Genomic DNA, 19,093 nt, shown 5'->3' with positions numbered 1-19,093 from the left:
GTGGCATTTCAGGGCGTTTTCGCCCGTATAGGGAGGCGGCATGACAGAGACGGCGAGCGGTCCGGCACGAGGTTCCCGAGCGAAGGGCACCAAGGCCACCAAGGGACTGCGTATCGAGCGCATCCACACCACCCCCGGCGTGCACCCGTACGACGAGGTGGCGTGGGCGCGCCGTGACGTCGTCATGACCAACTGGCGCGACGGCTCGGTCAATTTCGAGCAGCGTGGCGTCGAGTTCCCCGACTTCTGGTCGGTGAACGCGGTCAACATCGTCACCAGCAAGTACTTCCGGGGTGCCGTCGGCACCCCCCAGCGCGAGGTCAGCCTCAAGCAGCTGATCGACCGCATCGTGAAGACCTATCGGAAGGCCGGCGAGGACCACAAGTACTTCTCCTCCCCCGCCGACGCCGAGATCTTCGAGCACGAGCTGGCCTACGCCCTCCTGCACCAGATCTTCAGCTTCAACAGCCCTGTCTGGTTCAACGTCGGCACCCCGCAGCCCCAGCAGGTCTCCGCCTGCTTCATCCTGGCCGTCGACGACTCCATGGAGTCGATCCTCGACTGGTACAAGGAAGAGGGCATGATCTTCAAGGGCGGCTCCGGCGCCGGCCTGAACCTCTCCCGCATCCGCTCCTCCAAGGAGCTGCTGTCCTCCGGCGGCAACGCCTCCGGCCCGGTCTCCTTCATGCGCGGCGCCGACGCCTCCGCCGGCACCATCAAGTCCGGTGGCGCCACGCGTCGCGCGGCCAAGATGGTCGTCCTCGACGTGGACCACCCGGACATCGAGGACTTCATCGCCACCAAGGTGAAGGAAGAGGAGAAGATCCGCGCCCTGCGCGACGCGGGCTTCGACATGGACCTGGGCGGCGACGACATCACGTCCGTCCAGTACCAGAACGCCAACAACAGCGTCCGCGTGAACGACGAGTTCATGACGGCCGTCGAGAGCGGCGGCGAGTTCGGCCTCCGCGCCCGCATGACCGGCGAGATCATCGAGAAGGTCGACGCCAAGGCGCTGTTCCGCAAGCTCGCCGAAGCCGCGTGGGCCTGCGCCGACCCGGGCATCCAGTACGACGGTGTCATCAACAACTGGCACACCTGCCCCGAGTCCGGCCGGATCACCGCGTCGAACCCGTGCAGCGAGTACATGCACCTGGACAACACGTCCTGCAACCTCGCCTCGCTGAACCTGATGAAGTTCCTCAGCGACGACGGCCAGGGCAACCAGTCCTTCCAGGCCGAGCGCTTCCAGCAGGTCGTCGAGCTGGTCATCACCGCGATGGACATCTCCATCTGCTTCGCCGACTTCCCCACCCAGAAGATCGGCGAGAACACGCGCGCGTTCCGCCAGCTCGGTATCGGCTACGCCAACCTCGGCGCCCTGCTGATGGCCACCGGCCACGCGTACGACTCCGAAGGCGGCCGCGCCCTGGCCGGTGCCATCACCTCCCTGATGACCGGCACCGCCTACCGCCGCTCCTCCGAGCTGGCCGCGGTCGTCGGCCCGTACGACGGCTACGCCCGCAACGCCGACGCCCACAACCGCGTCATGAAGCAGCACGCCGACGCCAACGGCGCGGCCGTCCGCATGGACGACCTGGACAGCCCGGTCTGGGCCGCCGCCACGGAGGCCTGGCAGGACGTCCTGCGCCTCGGTGAGAAGAACGGTTTCCGTAACTCCCAGGCGTCCGTGCTCGCGCCCACCGGCACCATCGGCCTCGCGATGTCCTGCGACACCACCGGTGTCGAGCCCGACCTCGCCCTGGTCAAGTTCAAGAAGCTGGTCGGCGGCGGCTCGATGCAGATCGTCAACGGCACCGTCCCGCAGGCCCTGCGCCGCCTGGGTTACCAGGAGGAGCAGATCGAGGCGATCGTCGCCCACATCGCCGACAACGGCAATGTGATCGACGCCCCCGGCCTGAAGCACGAGCACTACGAGGTGTTCGACTGCGCCATGGGCGAGCGCGCCATCTCCCCGATGGGCCACGTCCGCATGATGGCCGCGATCCAGCCCTGGATCTCCGGTGCCATCTCCAAGACGGTCAACATGCCGGAGACGGCGACCGTCGAGGAGGTCGAGGAGATCTACTTCGAGGCCTGGAAGCTCGGCGTCAAGGCGCTCGCGATCTACCGCGACAACTGCAAGGTCGGCCAGCCCCTCTCCGCGAAGACCAAGGAGAAGGAGAAGGCCGAGGTCACCGCGAAGGCCGAGGAGACGATCCGTACCGCGGTCGAGAAGGTGGTCGAGTACCGCCCGGTCCGCAAGCGTCTCCCCAAGGGCCGTCCCGGCATCACCACGTCCTTCACGGTCGGCGGCGCCGAGGGCTACATGACCGCCAACTCCTACCCGGACGACGGTCTCGGCGAGGTCTTCCTGAAGATGTCGAAGCAGGGTTCGACCCTCGCGGGCATGATGGACGCGTTCTCCATCGCCGTCTCCGTCGGCCTCCAGTACGGCGTGCCGCTGGAGACGTACGTCTCGAAGTTCACCAACATGCGCTTCGAGCCGGCCGGTATGACGGACGACCCGGACGTGCGGATGGCGCAGTCGATCGTCGACTACATCTTCCGCCGCCTGGCGCTCGACTTCCTGCCCTTCGAGACCCGCTCCGCGCTCGGCATCCACTCCGCCGAGGAGCGTCAGCGCCACCTGGAGACCGGTTCGTACGAGCCGACTCTCGAGGAGGAGGACGTGGACGTCGAGGGCCTCGCCCAGTCCGCCCCGCGGCAGACGGACCTGAAGGCCGTCGCCACGCCGAAGGCCGAGATCGAGGTGGCCAAGGCCGCCCCGAAGCAGGCCCACACCAGCGCCGAGCTGGTGGAGATGCAGCTGGGCATCCAGGCCGACGCCCCGCTCTGCTTCTCCTGCGGTACGAAGATGCAGCGGGCCGGTTCCTGCTACATCTGCGAGGGCTGCGGCTCGACCAGCGGTTGCAGCTGATCATCGTCACGCCGGCCAGGCGCGTGTGACCTGGCACAGGGCGGTGGAGCCGGTTCTCGGCTCCACCGCCCGCGGTGTGTTCACGGCGCCGTCAGGCGCGCACGGTGTGCCCTCGGCGCGTCAGGAGCGGCGTACCTGGCCCATGATCCGGGTGAACGTCGCCGGGTCGTCCTCGAAACCCTGGACACCCGGGTGGAACGACCAGCCGTCGGTCTCGCGCCCGAACTCCGCGACCGTGGCCGCCGTCGCACCGAGCACATCGCCGAAGTCGCCCTCGTCCAGGACGGTGTAGCCCTCCCGTATCCGGAAGGCCGGGTTGGCCACGCTCACGAACGTCCGGTGCGCCGGGCGCTGCTGTATGACGACACCCAGCACCACGCGCGTGTACCGCGCGTTCAGCCGGTCCAGCTCCAGGGTCATGACCTCGTCCCAGCCGAAGCCCTTGCCGTCCTTGCTGTCCCGGTTGAGATAGATGGTGCCGTCGGGGGAGCGGCTGTCGAAGTGCACCACATAGGCGGGCGCGCCGTGCGGATCGTCCGCCAGATAGGTCGCGGCCACGACGTCCAGATCGGTGGCCGGCTGCCCGGCGGGACTCGGATCCCACTTCAGCGCCATCTCGACCTTGCGGATCCCCTTGTTGAGGCCGTTCACCGGACTTCCCTCCCCGTATCCCCGACTGTCGTCGTTCGAACTGCCCGATCATCAGGGCCGGTTGTCCATCCTGCCATGCGCCTCCGGCAGTCGGCATGACTGCTCTGCGCCAGAGAGTGACCGACGCCACGCCCCTGGGCCTTACCATGGCGCGGTGCTGGTCAAGTGGATTCGCTGCACCGTGGTGGACCGCCGCGGTTTCGAACGGGGACAGCGAAAGTGGGCGGGGCTTCTGGGGGAGCCGGGATTTCGGGGACAGGGCGGGGGCTGGAGCAGGGGGCGGCCCTCGGTCGCGCATGTCTTCGCCTTCTGGGAGAGCCGTGCCTTCTACGACTCCTTCATGGCTCGATCCCATGACCGGCTGGCGGCGGCCCAGGCGGGCACCTTCAAGGACGCCCAGGTCCGGCTGTTCGACTACCGCTTCGACGTGAAGACGGGCTTCGAGCCCCGCTTCACCGACTCCGACCTGGTGCGGGTCGCCCTGTGCCGGGTCCACGCGGAGCGCGCCGAGCACTTCACGCTCATGCAGGAGAAGGTCTGGAACCCGGCCATGGCCGGCTCGCCCGGCATGATCCGCGGACTGTTCGCCGAGGCGCCGGGCCACGAGTTCCTGGTCCTGTCGATGTGGCGCTCCGAGGCCGAACACGGAAAGTACCGCACCGAACGGGTGGAGCGGCTGGCGCTGCGCGCCCAGACGGAGGCGGACATCGCCTCCCTCACCGGTGACATCGTGGAGCTGGAGCCGACCTGGACGGTATGAAATGCGGACTCGGTCGCGGGATTGTTCGAGCTCGCGCGTTTGTGTCACTTCCGGTGCGGGTTCCGTGTGACCTACGCCGTATGGGGGCCGGGTGAGTATTCGATCCGCCGTGAACCGATCTAGGGTCTTGGCATGGCACGACCACGGCGCATCGTCCTTGTCCGGCACGGGGAATCAACGGGCAATGTTGATGACACCGTCTACGAGCGGGAACCCGACCACGCACTGGCCCTGACCGACCGCGGCAGGCAGCAGGCCGAGGAGACCGGTAAAAGGCTCCGGGACGTGCTCGGCCGCGAGCGCGTCAGCGTGTACGTCTCGCCGTACCGGCGCACCCATGAGACCCTCCGGGCCTTCCACCTCGACGACGACCTCATACGGGTGCGCGAGGAGCCCCGGCTGCGCGAGCAGGACTGGGGGAACTGGCAGGACCGCGACGACGTACAGCTCCAGAAGGCCTACCGGGACGCCTACGGGCACTTCTTCTACCGCTTCGCCCAGGGCGAGAGCGGAGCCGACGTCTACGACCGGGTCGGCGGCTTCCTGGAGAGCCTGTTCCGCAGCTTCGAGGCCCCCGACCACCCGCCGAACGTCCTCATCGTGACCCACGGCCTCGCCATGCGGCTGTTCTGCATGCGCTGGTTCCACTGGACGGTCGCCGAATTCGAGTCGCTGGCGAATCCGGGGAACGCCGAGATGCGGATGCTCGTTCTCGGAGACGACGGCAAGTACACCCTTGACCGGCCCTTCGACCGCTGGCGAGATCCGGAACCGTACGGGATCACCGGATAGAGTGGCAGAGAGATGACCGCTGACTCCTCTCCCGACGGGCGCCTGGAGCGCGCCCTCGCCAGCCTGCGCGGACTCGCGGTGGGTGACGCGCTGGGCTCACAGTTCTTCGTCCCGGTGAACTACCCGCTGCTCAAGCGCCGCGAGCTGCCGCCCGGCCCCTGGCAGTGGACCGACGACACGGAGATGTCCTGCTCCGTCGTGGCCGTCCTCGCGGCCCACCACCGCATCGACCAGGACGCCCTCGCCCGCTCCTTCGCCGAGCACCACGACTTCGACCGCGGCTACGGCCCCGCGGTCAACCGCCTGCTGCGGCTGGTCAGGGAGGGTGCCGACTGGCGCGAACTCTCGGCCGCCCTCTTCAACGGCCAGGGCTCCTGGGGCAACGGCGCCGCCATGCGGATCGCCCCCCTCGGCGCCTGGTACGCGGACGACCCCGAGCAGGCCACCCACCAGGCCGAGATCTCCGCCTACCCCACGCATCAGCACCGGGAGGCCGTCGTCGGGGCCATGGCCGTCGCCGCGGCCGCCGCGCTGGCCGGCGCGCCGGGCGGCCCGCCGAGCGCCGCCGCGCTGCTGGACGGCGTGATCGCGCTCGTCCCGAAGAGCGCCGTCGGCGCCGGCCTGCGACGGGCCCGGGACATGCTCGACTACGGCGACGCGGCCACCGTCGCGGCCGTACTCGGCTGCGGCCGGCGTACGTCGGCCCATGACACCGTCCCCTTCGCCCTCTGGTCGGCCGCTCGCGCGCTCGGTGACTTCGAGGGTGCCTTCTGGACGACCGCACAGGTGGGCGGCGACGTGGACACGACCTGCGCCATCGTGGGCGGCGTGCTGGCCTCCGGGAAGGCCGGGGCACCTCCGGCGGCGTGGGCGGAGCAGGTGGAGGCGCTGCCGGAGTGGGTGACGGGGGCTGCGTGACGGGCGCGGCGTCGCGGGGGCTTCGCTGTGGAGCCGCCTGACGGGCGCGGCGTCGCCGGGGCTTCGTGTGGAGCTGCGTGACAGGTGCCGCGTGCCGCGTTCGGACAATTCGCTGGCGTGACCTTGTCGGAACGGACGCTGCCGGGTCGCCCTCGTGCTGCGAGTTGTCGCGTGCCGGTATGGGGTGATTGGCGGGCCGAGGCGAGGCCCGCAGGGGTGAATCGGTGCGCTCAGGGCGCCGATTCCCGTGTGATGGCGTGCTGATCAAAGGTGTGCGTCAGCGAATGAGGAGTGCGGTGTCCCGCAGGGATGGACGGCCCGTGCGCGCTGCCGTCGGTGCGGCCGGACGGTCAGGGGGAACCGGGTGTCGCGAGGGGATGCGGGCGGCGTACGCTAAGGGCGCCATGCCGTACGAACCACCAACTCACACCGTCGAGCGCTCCCTGCGCGCCACGACCGGAGCGAAGGTCATTGCCGGTGTCGACGAGGTGGGCCGCGGCGCGTGGGCCGGGCCCGTCACCGTCTGCGCGGCGGTTACCGGACTGCGCAGGCCTCCCGCGGGCCTCACCGACTCCAAGCTGCTCACCGTCAAGCGGCGCAACGAGCTCGACGAGATACTGCGGAAATGGGTGACCTCGTACGCCCTGGGGCATGCCTCTCCCGAGGAGATCGACGAACTGGGGATGACGGCCGCGCTGCGGCTCGCCGCCGGGCGGGCCCTGGAAGCGCTGCCGGTCCGCCCCGACGCGGTGATCCTCGACGGGAAGCACGACTACCTCGGCGCCCCGTGGCAGGTCCGTACGGTCATCAAGGGCGACCGCTCGTGCGTTGCGGTGGCGGCGGCCTCGGTGATCGCCAAGGTTCAGCGCGACAAAATGATGGCCGAACTGGGTATCGACCATGCAGACTTCGGTTTTGCGGACAATGCCGGGTATCCATCACCCGTGCACAAGGCCGCACTGGAGATGCGGGGCCCCACCCCGTACCACCGGTTGTCGTGGGCGTATCTTGATGCGCTGCCCCAGTGGCGGCATCTCAAGAAGGCCCGCAGCTGGGCGGACGGAAGAGTTCCGGAGATCGAGGGCCAGCTGGGCTTCGACTTCTGACAAATCCGCTCGCACTGATGTGCCACCCGCTGGCGCGAGCCGCACCAACGTTTGATAAAAAACAGCTCATGCCTCTCATTCCCGAGGAGCCTCAGATTCACGAGAGTGCCCAGGGTCCCCGCGCCACTCCGGCCAGCGGCCGTACAGCGCCGACCCCTCGCCCCGTCCCCGGCCCCCGTCCCGCGGCTCCGTCGCGTCCCGGTCGTCCCGGACCCGTCCGGCCCGCGCCGCCGGCGCAGCGCGCCCCGCGTGACGCCGCGCCCAAGCCAGGGCCTTCGGCCCCGGCCGCTTCCCCCGCCGCCGCGCCCGCTGCGGCGGCTCCCCAGATCCAGTTGATCCCGTCCTCGGTCGACGGCGCCCTGGACGCCGCCGAGGAGGCGGTGGACCTGCTGCTCGACTCGGGGCGCGCCCCGAGCGAGGTGCTGGTGCTCACCACGGGTGAGCAGCACCCGTGGGCCGCCCACGAGCTGACCTTCGGCGAGGCGTCCTACTGGGCGCAGCACGACGCGGGAGACGACGTCTTCTACGCCGATGCCGCCGCTGTCGGCCGAGCGTCCGCGCGCCCGGTCGTCGTGGTCGCCGTCAACGGCGGTCCCGACACGGCCGCCGCGACCGCCCTGCCCCTGGCCCTGGCTCGTGCCGGTGCCCTGCTGATCGTCTGCGGAGACCCGCAGCAGATCAACGCGGTGCTGGGCGCCGGCGTCTGAGCCGGCTCCGCCAGGCCCCGGGGGACGTCGGGGCCGGGGAGGCGTCGCTGCCGCGGCACCTCCATGGTCTGCCTTCGCGCGCGCGGACGACGGATGTCCAGGCGTGCGTCTCGGCCTGCCCGGGGCCGAAGCTCCGGTGCTGTCGAGCGTGCGCCGTTCCGCGGTCGCCAGGCCACGCGTGACCCGGTGTCCTCACTCCCGGGCAGACCCGTTCCGGGGTGGTACGCCGTACGCCCCCCGGTCGGCAGTGTCACCACTTCCGCCGCCCGGCTGTGCTTCACAGCCGGGCCGGGTCGTTCTCGGCGGGATGCGCTGTGGCGTCGACCGGCGCCCCTTCGGGGGCGGCAACGGCAACGGAAGTCCGCACCGGCCGGCGCTGGCCTCAGCGGGCCGCAGCCCTCCGGAGAACCTCCGACGCGGCACCGCCGGTCCGCGGCAACGGGGGCAGCGCCTCGGACAGACCGAACGGCTCCGGAGTGGAGTCCGAATGAGGGCGACGGCCCCCGCGACCCTCGCCGAGTACCTGCCAGCCGTCCCGGGTCAGCGTGATGTACGCCCCGCAGCGCAGCCCGTGCAGGGTGCAGGCGTCCCGCAGGCCCCACATCCACGCCCCGTCCTCCTCCGTCCAGCGCGCGTCGCCGTCACGGCAGTACAGCAGCACGGCGGTGCGCACCGGTGTACGACGCCGGAGGTCGTGCGGGATGACCCGGCGCAGTTGGGCGAGCAGCGCGTTGCGGAACATCCAGCCGTCCGCCGCCGCCTGACGCCGCGTGAACGAAGCGCTGGCACACACCCGTTCGTCCGGGTCGAGGACAGCCACGACGGCGGTGGCCGGCCTGGGCTGATGCCGTGAGTGGAGCCCGCTGACCACTTCGCGCGGGTTGCGCAGCAGCGGGATGCCTGCTGCGGACCACTCCGCGGGTTCGAGCAGGCGGTTGGCGGAGGCGGCGGACGTGGACGTCGACAACGAGGCTGCCGACGACGGAGCGAATCCGAGGGTCACGATCCTCCCTTCGGCTACGGCCCACAGCGGGCGGGGCGGTTTCGGGGGGAGCGCACGCCACAGCAGAGCCCTACCGGACTACGGGCGGGATCCGTATGGGGAGCGGAACCCAATTCTTCCTGTCGAACTGGGATGCGGCAACGAGCAATTGAGGCCACCGACCGTTATATGGCGGTCCAAGTCATATATCCCTACCCGGTGATGCGTGCATCGACGCGCGGGTCGCCGTCCGTCTCCCTTGCACGGAGGTCGGCCGGCTCGGCCGCCGTACCTCGGGACAGATCGGTGGGCGGCGTCGGCGACACGCTGTGATCAGCCCTGTACGGCCAGGACCAGCGGCAACACCCCCTGTGCGCCGGAACGTCGCAGCATCCGGGCGGCCACCGCCAGGGTCCAGCCCGTCTCGGTGTAGTCGTCCACGAGCAGGACGGGGCCCCGGGCCTCGGCGAGCGCGGCGGCCAGCTCCGGCGGCACCTCCAGCATGCCGTCGAGCGCCTTGAGACGCTGGGCGCTGTTGCTCCGGTGGACCGGCGAGGAATCACCGCTGTACTCGACCGCGCCCAGCAGCGGCAGCCGGCCGACCTCCGCGATCCGCGTGCCCAGCGAGTGGACCAGCCGAGGCCGGGTGCGGGAGGGGAGGGTGACCACACCGACCGGGCGCGGCTGCGCGTCGGGCTCACCGGAGGCCCAACCGCCCGGCCCCTTCGCCCAGTCGGCCAACACGCCCACCACGGCCCGCGCCACGTCGTCCGGAACAGGTCCGTCGGGGGCCTGCGCGGCGAGCATGGGGCGGAGCCGGTTGCCCCAGCCGATGTCCGACAGGCGCCCCAAGGCTCGTCCGCTCGCCGCCTGTTCACCCGCCGCGATCCGGCCCTTGAGGTCCATGCCGATCGCGGGGAGGCCGGTCGGCCACATTTTGCGCGGCTCCACCTCGACGCCCGCACGGCCCAGATCGACGCGCGCGGCGTCCAGCGCGGCCGTGGACGTCTCGGCTCCGTAGCGCGCTCCCGCGCAGTTGTCGCAGCGCCCGCAGGGCCGGGCTCCCTCGTCGTCGAGCTGGCGCTGGAGGAACTCCATCCGGCAGTCCGTCGTCGACGCGTACTGCCGCATCGCCTCCTGCTCGGCCCTGCGCTGGCGCGCCACCCAGTCGTACCGCGCGGTCTCGTACGTCCAGGCCTGCCCCGTGGCCGTCCAGCCTCCCTTGACCCGCTGCACCGCCCCGTCCACGTCGAGGACCTTGAGCATGGTCTCCAGGCGGGAGCGGCGCAGCTCCACCAAGGGCTCGAGGGCGGGCAGTGACATCGGCTTCTGCGCGCGACCGAGGACGTCCAGCGTGCGGCGCACCAGGTCCTCCGAGGGGAAGGCGAGCGAGGCGAAGTACTCCCAGATCGCCTCGTCCTCCTTGCCCGGCAGCAGGAGCACCTCCGCATGCTCGACGCCACGACCGGCACGGCCCACCTGCTGGTAGTAGGCGATGGGCGAGGAGGGCGAGCCGAGGTGCACGACGAAACCCAGGTCGGGTTTGTCGAAGCCCATGCCGAGCGCCGAGGTGGCGACCAGCGCCTTGACCTTGTTGGCGAGCAGGTCCTCCTCGGCCTGCTGCCGTTCCGCGTTCTCCGTCCGGCCCGTGTACGAGGCGACCAGGTGCCCGCGCTGCCGGAGGAAGGCCGTGACCTCCTCGGCGGCGGCCACCGTGAGCGTGTAGACGATTCCGGAGCCCGGCAGTTCGTCGAGGTGGTCGGCGAGCCAGGCCATGCGGTGCGCGGCGTCCGGCAGCCGCAGCACACTCAGACTGAGGCTCTCGCGGTTCAGCGGGCCGCGCAGCACCAGGGCGTCCGACGCGCCGCCCGTGCCCAGCTGTTCGGCCACGTCCGCCGTCACACGCGCGTTGGCGGTCGCCGTCGTGGCGAGCACCGGAACCCCTGGGGGGAGATCGGTGAGCATGGTCCGCAGACGGCGGTAGTCCGGGCGGAAGTCATGGCCCCAGTCGGAGATGCAGTGGGCCTCGTCGACCACGAGCAGCCCGGTCGCCGCGGCCAGCGCGGGCAGCACCTGGTCGCGGAAGTCCGGGTTGTTGAGCCGCTCGGGACTGACCAGCAGGACGTCCACCTCGCCCGCCGCGATCTCGCCCTGGACGGTCTCCCACTCCTCGGTGTTGGAGGAGTTGATCGTGCGTGCGTGGATACCGGCCCGGGCCGCGGCCTCGACCTGGTTGCGCATCAGGGCGAGCAGCGGCGAGACGATCACGGTCGGCCCGGAGCCGCGGGCCCGGAGCAGCGAGGTCGCCACGAAGTAGACCGCGGACTTGCCCCATCCGGTGCGCTGGACGACCAGGGCCCGGCGCCGGTCGGCGACCAGCGCCTCGATGGCCCGCCACTGGTCCTCGCGCAGCCGTGCCGCGCCTGTGGCGTCGCCGACGAGGCGGGCGAGGACGGTGTCGGCGTCCGCCCGGAGATCCGCGTTGCTCGTGTGCTCCATGGCTCCATACAACAGGACGGCACTGACAATCCGGTCGCGGCCGGTGCCCGTTCCGTCCGTTTGGCGTGGCCCTGATCAGAGTTATCCACAGGCCTGAGCGGAAGCTCGCGATCCGCGAGATCGTCAGCGCATGACGAATCACAGCGAAACGACTGGACCCTCCGAAAACGGCGACATCACCGGGCGGGACGGGCAGGACGGCAGTGTTGGATCCGGCAACGGGGGATCCGGTAATGGTGGATCCGCCGATGGTGGACATGGCAGTCGCGGACACGGCAGCAGCCACGGACAGGGCGGTCATGGACACGGCCGCGAGGGATACGGCCACGAGGGACACGGCGGTCGAGAAGGCCATGGGTCGCAAGGTGGCGAGCCCGCCTACGGTGATCCGCCCACGGGCGACGAACCCATGGCCTACATGAGCCGCACCCTGTACGACGCGAACACCCCCTACGACGGCGGCCCCGCCGTCCACCAGGTCACCCTGCGCACCCCTGCCGAGCTGGCCGACGCGCTGCCCTACCTGCTCGGGTACCGGCCGGAGGACAGCATCGTCCTGGTCGCCCTGGACGACCGGGGCGGACGGGGCCGGTTCGGCGGGCGGGCCAGGCTCGGGATCCCCGCGAACCCCGACGACTGGGCCGACGTCGCCCAGCAACTCGCGGAGGGCCTGGTGAAGGGCAGCGAACGACGAGGCAACCGCGCCGCACAGATGGTCGCCTACGTCTGCCAGGAGCCGGCGAACGCCGAGACGGGACGTCAGGTCATGCAGCGGCTGGAGCCACTGGCCCGGCTGCTGCGCGTCGCCTGCGGGAACCTCGACGTCCCCGTGATCGAGGCGCTGTGCATCTCCGACGGCCGCTTCTGGTCGTACTGCTGTGCCAAGAAGGGCTGTTGCCCGGCCGAGGGCGTGGCCATGGGGCTGCCCGGCACCTCCGTGCTGGCCGCGGCGGCCACCTACGCCGGCATCCAGGTCCGGGGCACCCTGCGCGAGTTGCGGGCCCGTTTGCAGCCCCTGGAGACCGGCGAGGCACTGGCGCAGGAAGTCGCACTGGACGCCGCGGGCATGGCGCTGATTCCCAGGATCCTCGACGACGTGCGTCGCGCGGCGGTGGCCGACGAGACCCTCGAACTGGCCGCCCGCCTCATGCGGCGCTTCGCAAAGGCGCCCGTCGTGTCCGGCGCACTCCTTTCGGACGGCCGGGACGATGAACTGCTCGGGGCCGACGAAGCCGCGACGCTGATCCTGGGCCTTCAGGACCGCGTGACGCGCGACCGCGCCGCCGAGTGGATGGAGGGCGACGAGGCCCCTCTCGCCCTGCGCCTCTGGCGAGCCTTGGCACGCCGCTGTGTCGGGCCGTACGGCGAACACGCGGCCGCCCCGCTCACCCTCGCCGGCTGGGTCGCCTGGTCCAGCGGCGACGAATTGGAGGCCAGGGAGGCGCTGGCCATGGCTTTGGGCGCGGACCCCGGGTATCTCTTCGCCCGCCTCCTCCACCAGGCCTGCAACGAGGGCCTGGACCCGGAGTCGGTACGACGCTGCCTGCGCTCCGAGCGGACAGGACGCGGGGCGGACTCCGGCAAGAGCGGTGAGGCGACCGGTGGCGGCGCACCGGACGGGGACACCAGTGCCGACGAGCCCTGCGAAGGGGCCGACGTCCCGGAGGAACAGGTGCCGATGCCCGGGCCCCTGCCCTCGTCGACGCCGACGCCGGCGCCGGCGCCGGCCGGCCGACGGCGTCGACGTCCGGGGCCGGCCCGTGCCACCAGCGGTCTGCCACGCCCGGCGGGTGTGGAAGGCCGGGATCGGGAGCCGGGCGCGGCGGCAGCGCGCGTGCTCCGGCCGGAACCGCACACGCCGACGACCGGCACCACGCGTCCCGGCACACCGAGCCGGGGTCGTTCGCGCCCGCGCACAGAGGCGAAGCCCTCCGTGCACCGCCGGGGCGGCCACCGCGAGGGGGTGCGGTCCGACGGCGACGGCGGCCAGGACGAGGGGTGAGCGCCCACTCGTGGCGCCGCCATTCGGTGGGGCGCCTCGATCAGGGGCGTGACCTGGGGGAGCCCCGCCCGTTCACCTGAGTGGCGGTACACCTGCGCGGGACGTGCCGCCACAGCGCACCTGTCGGCCGGGTCCCCCGTCCGGCGACGACCCTGCCCGAGGCGCACAGAGAGCCGAAGACGTCACATGCATCAGCCGACTCCGCCCTCCATCGCCGACGAACGCTCCGCCGCCGACGAACGCTCCAGCCCCGGCATGCCGGTGCCACCCCTCGGCCCGCCGCGGCGCCCGTCCCCTTCGCCGAGAGGAGCCGCCCCACCGGTGGCGCCCGCGGTGCCGCAGCGCTCCGCCGGTCTGCCACCCGCCCACACGGCCATGATCTGTGTCGCCCTGCCGGGCCTCGCCATCTCCACGGAGCAGGGTCAGTTGACCGGACGCGGACTGGAAGGGATCTATCGCGCGGGCCGACGCGTCCTGTCGCGCTGCCAGGTGCGGGTGGCCGGACGGGAACCGCTGGTGGTCCAGGCCCGGATGACCTCGGCCGACCGGGCCCGCTTCACCGGTACGCTGCGCGTCACCCCGCACGGCGGCCCGGACCCGGATGTCGTCGTCGAGCGGACCCGCTCCGCGGACGGCACGGAGCGGATCACCTTGCAGAGCGCCGCCACCCGGCCCCTGCGGCTCCCGGTCGAGGTGGCTCTCGGCACGGACCTCGCCGATCTCGGGGCGATCGCGTCGGGCACCGTCGGCCCCGAACTGCCCGCCAGCGTCCACGACTCCGGCCTGCGCTGGACGGGCGCCACCGGAACCTCGTGCGTCACCGCCACTCCGCCACCTGCCGACGCGCTCGCCTCCGCGGGACTGCTCCGCTGGGAATTCGAACTGCCTCCCGGTGGCAGCGTCTCCGTGGAACTGAAGGCCCGCCTGGAGGGCGCGGGCCCGGCCCGGGCCGTGGGCCGCGCAGCCACGAGCCCCCTTGCTCCCGCACAGGCCACGGGCGACGATCCGCGCGTCGGCCCACTCCTGGCCACGAGCGTCGAGGACCTCCAGGCCCTGCTGGTGCGCGACCCCGCCCACCCGACGGACACACACCTGGCGGCCGGGGCTCCCTGGCGCTGCGGCCTGGCCCCCGCCGAGGCGCTCGCCGCGTCCCGGATGACGCTGCCCCTCGGCACCCGGCTCGCCGCGGGAACGCTGCGCGTCCTCGCCCGCACCCAGGTCACGGGCCAGGGACCGCGCTCCGGCATGATCCCCGGCCCACGCCGGGACGCGGGCGCGCACCTGCCGCCGAGCTGCACCGGCACGGAGGCCACCCTGCTCTTCCCGGTGCTGCTCGCCGAGGCCCGCCGATGGGGCCTGCCCGAGCAGGAGACGGAGGAACTGCTGCCGGTGGCCGAGCGCTGCCTGACATGGCTGCTGGCCGCAGTCGGCGACAGCCCCTATCTGCGCGATCCCCAGCCGGGCGGACCGCTCCGCTGCGAGACACAGGCCCACGCCCACCGTGCGGCCCTGCTCGGCGCCGATCTCCTCGATGCCTACGGCAGACCCGGCGGCGGCGGGCTGCGGGAGTGGGCGCTGGCTCTGCGGGCCCGGTTCCGGCAGGACTTCTGGATCGACGACCCGGGCGGCGGCCGGCCCGTGGCCGCACGGACCCCGGACGGGCGGCTGGTGCCCCACCTCTGCGCCACCATGGCCCACCTGCTCGACACCGGCCTGCTCGGCGGTGGCGAACTGGCCCCCGGACTGCTCGACAAGGTGCGCACCGAACAGCTCGCCCGGCTGCTCGGCAGCCCCGTCATGGACTCGGGCTGGGGCCTGCGGGGACTGGGAGCGAAGGAAGCCGGCCACAACCCCTTCGGCCATCGCAGCGGCACCGTACGGGTGCACGAGACGGCGATCGCCGTGGCAGGTATGGCGGCCGCCGGCTACGAGAAGGAGGCCGGTGCGCTGCTGCGTGGCGTGCTGGCGGCGGCCGAGGCCTTCGACCACCGCCTCCCGGAGATGTACGCGGGACAGCAGCGCACCGAGGGCAGCGCCCCCCTGCCCCACCCGGCGGCCTGTCGGCCCGCCGCCACCGCCGCGGCCGCCGGGGTGCTGCTGCTGACCACGCCGGCCGGCATCCGGCCCGACGCCCCGGCCGGCACGGTCACCCTGCGCCCGCTCCACAGCGCACCCCTGGGTGAGATCGTCCTGACCGGCCTGCGCATCGCGGGCGCTCCCTTCTCGGTACGGGTCAGCCGACTCGGGCTCGCCATGGTCGAGGAGGCGGTCGACGGACTGCAATTGGGAGCGTGACCTCGTAGGACGCCGCTTTCGAGGGGAGCCGGACAGAACGGTCGCAGCCCCGCCGAACCGGAGTGGATCAGCCGGCGAAGGGTCCGACGGAGGGAGTGTTTATCGTCAGGAAGACGACTATGATCGCCGCATGCCCTACGACCCGTCAGCCTTTCCGCCCTTCGCCGTCACCGTGGACCTGGTCGTGCTGACCGTGCGCCGCCATGCCCTGTGCGCGCTGGCGGTGCGCAGGGGCGAGTCGCCGTTCCAGGGACGGTGGGCGCTGCCCGGAGGCTTCGTACGGGCCGACGAGGACCTCTCCCAGGCCGCGGCGCGCGAACTGGCCGAGGAGACCGGACTGCGCGCCCACGAGCCCTCCGCCCCGGCCCAGGACTACGGCGCCCACCTGGAACAGCTCGCCACGTACGGCGACCCCAAGCGCGATCCCCGGATGCGCGTCGTCAGCGTCGCCCACCTCGCGCTCGCCCCGGACCTCCCCGCTCCACGGGCCGGCGGCGACGCCAGCAACGCGCGCTGGGCGCCGGTGGAGGAACTGCTCCAGCAGGGTGGATACGGCCGTGACGGCGAACCCGTCACCCCCCTGGCCTTCGACCATGCGCAGATCCTCGCGGACGGTGTGGAGCGAGCCCGCTCCAAGATCGAGTACTCGTCGCTGGCCACCGCGTTCTGCCCCACCGAGTTCACGGTCGGCGAGCTGCGACGCGTCTACGAAGCGGTGTGGGGCGTGGCGCTCGACCCGCGCAACTTCCACCGCAAGGTGACGGGAACGCCGGGCTTCCTGGTTCCGACCGGCGGCACCACCACACGTCAGGGCGGCCGCCCCGCCCAGCTCTTCCGCGCCGGGGGCGCGACCTTGCTCAACCCCCCGATGCTGCGGCCCGAGGTGTGACGGGGAGCCGTCGAAGCCGCCTGTGGAAGGACGTGTTGATCACGCCTGTGTCGCCAGCCGTGCGGTGACCGGTAAAACCGGACATAGCGCGCTATCTTGCTACAGGTGATCCAGGCCTTCGGACTGACCAGCAATCCCCGCAAGGCGCTTCCGCCCGCCATCGACGACGTCTCCTTCGAGGCGCGCGCGGGCCGCGTCACCGTGCTGCTCGGAGCTCCGGGCGCGGGCAAAACCACGGTGCTGAGACTCATGCTCGAACTCCAACAGGGGCGTGGTCTCACCTACTTCAGAGGTCGCCCTCTGCATCGCATCGCGCACCCCTCCCGTGAGGTCGGCGTCCTCCTGGGCGACGTACCGGGGCATCCGTCCCGCACCGTCCGCGGTCATCTGCGCATGCTGTGCGCGGCCACGGGCGTTCCGGTCCGGCGGGCGGACGAAGTCCTTGAGGTCGTCGGTCTGGTCAGCCTGCGCGACGAGCGCCTCGGCACACTCTCTCGCGGCATGGACCGGCGGCTGGGTCTCGCCTGTGCCCTTCTCGCGGACCCGCACACCCTGGTGCTGGACGCTCCGGCGACAGGCCTGTCGGCACGCGAAATCCGTTGGCTGCACAGCACGCTGCGCGCCCACGCGGACCAGGGAGGCGCGGTCCTGACGACCACGGCCGATCCCAAGGAGGCCGCCCGCACAGCCGATCGGGTCGTCACCCTGGAGGGGGGCAGGCTCGTCGCCGACCAGGAGGCCGCCGACTTCGCCCGCACCCGGCTGCGCCCCCGCGTGGCCGTCCGCAGCCCGCACGCCGCCCGCTTGGCCGCCCTGCTCGCCAAGGAGGCCCGGACCGCGCGCTGCTCCGTCGAGGTCGTCCATGAGGACGGCAACCGGCTTTCGGTGTACGGCAGTACGTGCGCGCACGTGGGAGAGACGGCGTTCCGCCACGGCATCCTCATCCACCAACTCGCCGATGAGACCGGTGACATGGGGGCGAGTGGCGCGGCCGTCGAGGGGAGGGAGGAGGGCGGGCCCGGCCTCTCGGCCGGGGGGCGGGACCCGGGGTGCCAGGCCGAGGCTTCTGCGTCGGGCCTCGAATGTCCGGAGGGCGCCGACGACGATCGGCTGGAGCGCGGAGGCGACGAAGCTTCTGTCGCGGTCGCCCCGGCCTTGCCCGGCGAAGAGCCCGGACGTCTCATCGCGCCGCCCGAGCCCGGCGAGTCCGCCCCCACCGACGGCACGCCGTCCACCGAAGCCGAGCGCCCGCCCGGTGCCGCGTCGACGACTGCTGACACCAGCAGCACCCCGGACATCGCCCTCACCGATCCCGAGCTTCTCGATGCACCGATCGCCGCACCTGCCGCTGCCGCGGACGACCGTCAGTCACCTGACGAACTCGAAGGACTCGAAGGACTCGAAGGACTCGAAGAACTCGAAGAACTCGAAGAGCCCGAAACGACTGATGACCCCACCGGCGCCGATCCCGACGCCGACTTCAGCGCTGATCCCTGCGTCGATCCCGCCGCCGATCCCGAGGCCGACGGCCCGACCGGCAGCCCGACCCCACCCGCACCCCCGGTCGACACCGCTCCGCCCGAGCAGTCACAGCGTCAGTCGCACCGTGTCCCCGCCTTCCGACCCTGCGACGACCCGTCCGCCCTGCCACCCCCCATCTCCGTCCGCTCCGCCCCCAGCCCGCTTCGCCCCCTGCGCTACGAACTCCGCCGTGCCGCCGGCATCAGCACCGGCTTCCTGACCGGCGCCGCCGTGCTGATCGTCTCCGCCCTCACCGCGGTGTTCCTCGCCCGTCTCGGCCACACCCCGCAGGCGCGGCTGCTGTCCGCGTGGCCCGTGGAGCTGCCGCTGCCACCGGCGGCGCTCGGAGCGGGGCTGCTCGGCGCGCTCGCCTTCGGGGACGAGTTCCGCCACCCCGCCCTGGCCGCGGACCGCGGCACCGTGCCCCGGAGGCTGGGCATGCTCACCGCGAAGCTTCTCGTCGCCGCGTTCACCGCGCTGATGCTGGCCTTCCTCACGGTGGGCTGCAACGCCGAAGTGCTCTATCTCCTCTACGGTCGGGAGTTCGTGAAAGTTCCGGCGGAGTGGCTTCCGTTGAGCGCGAGTTGGCTCGGTCTCGTGGTCGGCTGCGCCTGGGCCGGTGTCCTGGCCGCGGGTGTCTTCCGATCCACCACGGCCGGACTCGCGGCGGTGCTCGCCGTACCGGTCGCCGTCACACCCCTCGCACAAGAGGCCGTGGGGAGCGCATCCGTGCGGACCGCGACGGGCTTCTCGCTGCGTTTGCGCGAGGTGCTCCTGGTGCAGTGGCCCTTCGGCGGTGAGCGCTACGTGTCCGCCGCGCTGCGTCTGGTCGGTCAACCCGTGGGCTGGGCACTGGCGTTGTGGCTCATCGTGCTGTTCTGCGCGTACCTGCTCACGACCCTACGGAGCAGGGCCCGGTGACGACCGTCCGCAACCATATGTTTCGGTCATGTGCGCAACTCCCCGGAGAACGCCCATTTCTTTCCGATAAGGCGTCAATTGCGACGGTGTGAGCGATCACCCTTTCGTG

At 71.7% G+C, this 19,093-nt stretch carries 13 protein-coding genes; 10 read left to right on the top strand and 3 right to left on the bottom strand.

The window, feature by feature from the left end:
- Window positions 1–40 precede the first annotated feature (40 nt).
- Window positions 41–2,941, top strand: coding sequence for a vitamin B12-dependent ribonucleotide reductase (locus IE275_RS29665; protein WP_189714734.1), 2,901 nt, complete (start codon window positions 41–43; stop codon window positions 2,939–2,941).
- A 120-nt stretch (window positions 2,942–3,061) separates the two neighbouring features.
- On the opposite strand, the gene IE275_RS29660 is transcribed toward IE275_RS29665, so the two are convergent.
- Window positions 3,062–3,592 carry a TerD family protein gene (locus IE275_RS29660; RefSeq protein WP_189714732.1) on the bottom strand — a complete coding sequence of 177 codons (531 nt, stop codon included), beginning with the start codon at window positions 3,590–3,592 and terminating at the stop codon, window positions 3,062–3,064.
- A gap of 154 nt (window positions 3,593–3,746) precedes the next feature.
- On the opposite strand from IE275_RS29660, the gene IE275_RS29655 reads away from it, so the two are divergent.
- The 5 genes from IE275_RS29655 to IE275_RS29635 all read left to right on the top strand — a co-directional run bounded on the left by IE275_RS29655 (window position 3,747) and on the right by IE275_RS29635 (window position 7,875).
- Window positions 3,747–4,352 (top strand): YdbC family protein, encoded by a 606-nt coding sequence (locus IE275_RS29655; protein ID WP_189714730.1) that lies wholly within the window; start codon window positions 3,747–3,749, stop codon window positions 4,350–4,352.
- A 132-nt stretch (window positions 4,353–4,484) separates the two neighbouring features.
- Window positions 4,485–5,144 (top strand): histidine phosphatase family protein, encoded by a 660-nt coding sequence (locus tag IE275_RS29650; RefSeq protein WP_189714728.1) that lies wholly within the window; start codon window positions 4,485–4,487, stop codon window positions 5,142–5,144.
- A 12-nt stretch (window positions 5,145–5,156) separates the two neighbouring features.
- Entirely contained in the window at window positions 5,157–6,062 is a 906-nt protein-coding gene (locus IE275_RS29645; RefSeq protein WP_189714726.1) for an ADP-ribosylglycohydrolase family protein, read from the top strand.
- Between the two features lie 404 nt (window positions 6,063–6,466).
- Window positions 6,467–7,168: a ribonuclease HII gene (gene rnhB / locus IE275_RS29640; RefSeq protein ID WP_189714724.1), complete on the top strand. Its 702-nt coding sequence runs from the start codon at window positions 6,467–6,469 to the stop codon at window positions 7,166–7,168.
- A 68-nt stretch (window positions 7,169–7,236) separates the two neighbouring features.
- Window positions 7,237–7,875: a hypothetical protein gene (locus tag IE275_RS29635; protein WP_189714722.1), complete on the top strand. Its 639-nt coding sequence runs from the start codon at window positions 7,237–7,239 to the stop codon at window positions 7,873–7,875.
- A gap of 382 nt (window positions 7,876–8,257) precedes the next feature.
- Here IE275_RS29635 and IE275_RS29630 read toward each other — a convergent pair whose 3' ends face one another.
- Window positions 8,258–8,878 (bottom strand): hypothetical protein, encoded by a 621-nt coding sequence (locus IE275_RS29630; protein WP_189714720.1) that lies wholly within the window; start codon window positions 8,876–8,878, stop codon window positions 8,258–8,260.
- Between the two features lie 312 nt (window positions 8,879–9,190).
- Entirely contained in the window at window positions 9,191–11,356 is a 2,166-nt protein-coding gene (locus IE275_RS29625; protein ID WP_189714718.1) for a RecQ family ATP-dependent DNA helicase, read from the bottom strand.
- A gap of 418 nt (window positions 11,357–11,774) precedes the next feature.
- Here IE275_RS29625 and IE275_RS29620 point away from each other — a divergent pair, with 418 nt between their 5' ends.
- The 4 genes from IE275_RS29620 (at window position 11,775) to IE275_RS29605 (ending at window position 18,984) form a co-directional block, all read left to right on the top strand.
- Window positions 11,775–13,358, top strand: a complete 1,584-nt coding sequence (locus IE275_RS29620) for a DUF4192 domain-containing protein (protein ID WP_229870690.1) — start codon at window positions 11,775–11,777, stop codon at window positions 13,356–13,358.
- 375 nt (window positions 13,359–13,733) lie between these two features.
- A complete protein-coding gene (locus tag IE275_RS29615; protein WP_229870706.1) occupies window positions 13,734–15,653 on the top strand; it encodes a glycogen debranching N-terminal domain-containing protein in 1,920 nt (639 codons plus the stop codon).
- A 130-nt stretch (window positions 15,654–15,783) separates the two neighbouring features.
- Complete coding sequence (locus tag IE275_RS29610; RefSeq protein ID WP_189714714.1) at window positions 15,784–16,542, top strand: NUDIX hydrolase; 759 nt, start codon at window positions 15,784–15,786, stop codon at window positions 16,540–16,542.
- Between the two features lie 105 nt (window positions 16,543–16,647).
- Window positions 16,648–18,984 carry an ABC transporter ATP-binding protein gene (locus tag IE275_RS29605; protein WP_189714712.1) on the top strand — a complete coding sequence of 779 codons (2,337 nt, stop codon included), beginning with the start codon at window positions 16,648–16,650 and terminating at the stop codon, window positions 18,982–18,984.
- Window positions 18,985–19,093: the final 109 nt, after the last annotated feature.

It is taken from the genome of Streptomyces phaeofaciens (assembly GCF_014648915.1).
GTDB classification, from domain to species: domain Bacteria; phylum Actinomycetota; class Actinomycetes; order Streptomycetales; family Streptomycetaceae; genus Streptomyces; species Streptomyces phaeofaciens.
Note: the sequence above shows the minus strand (reverse complement) of the source record. Positions and strands in the feature narration are given on the sequence as shown.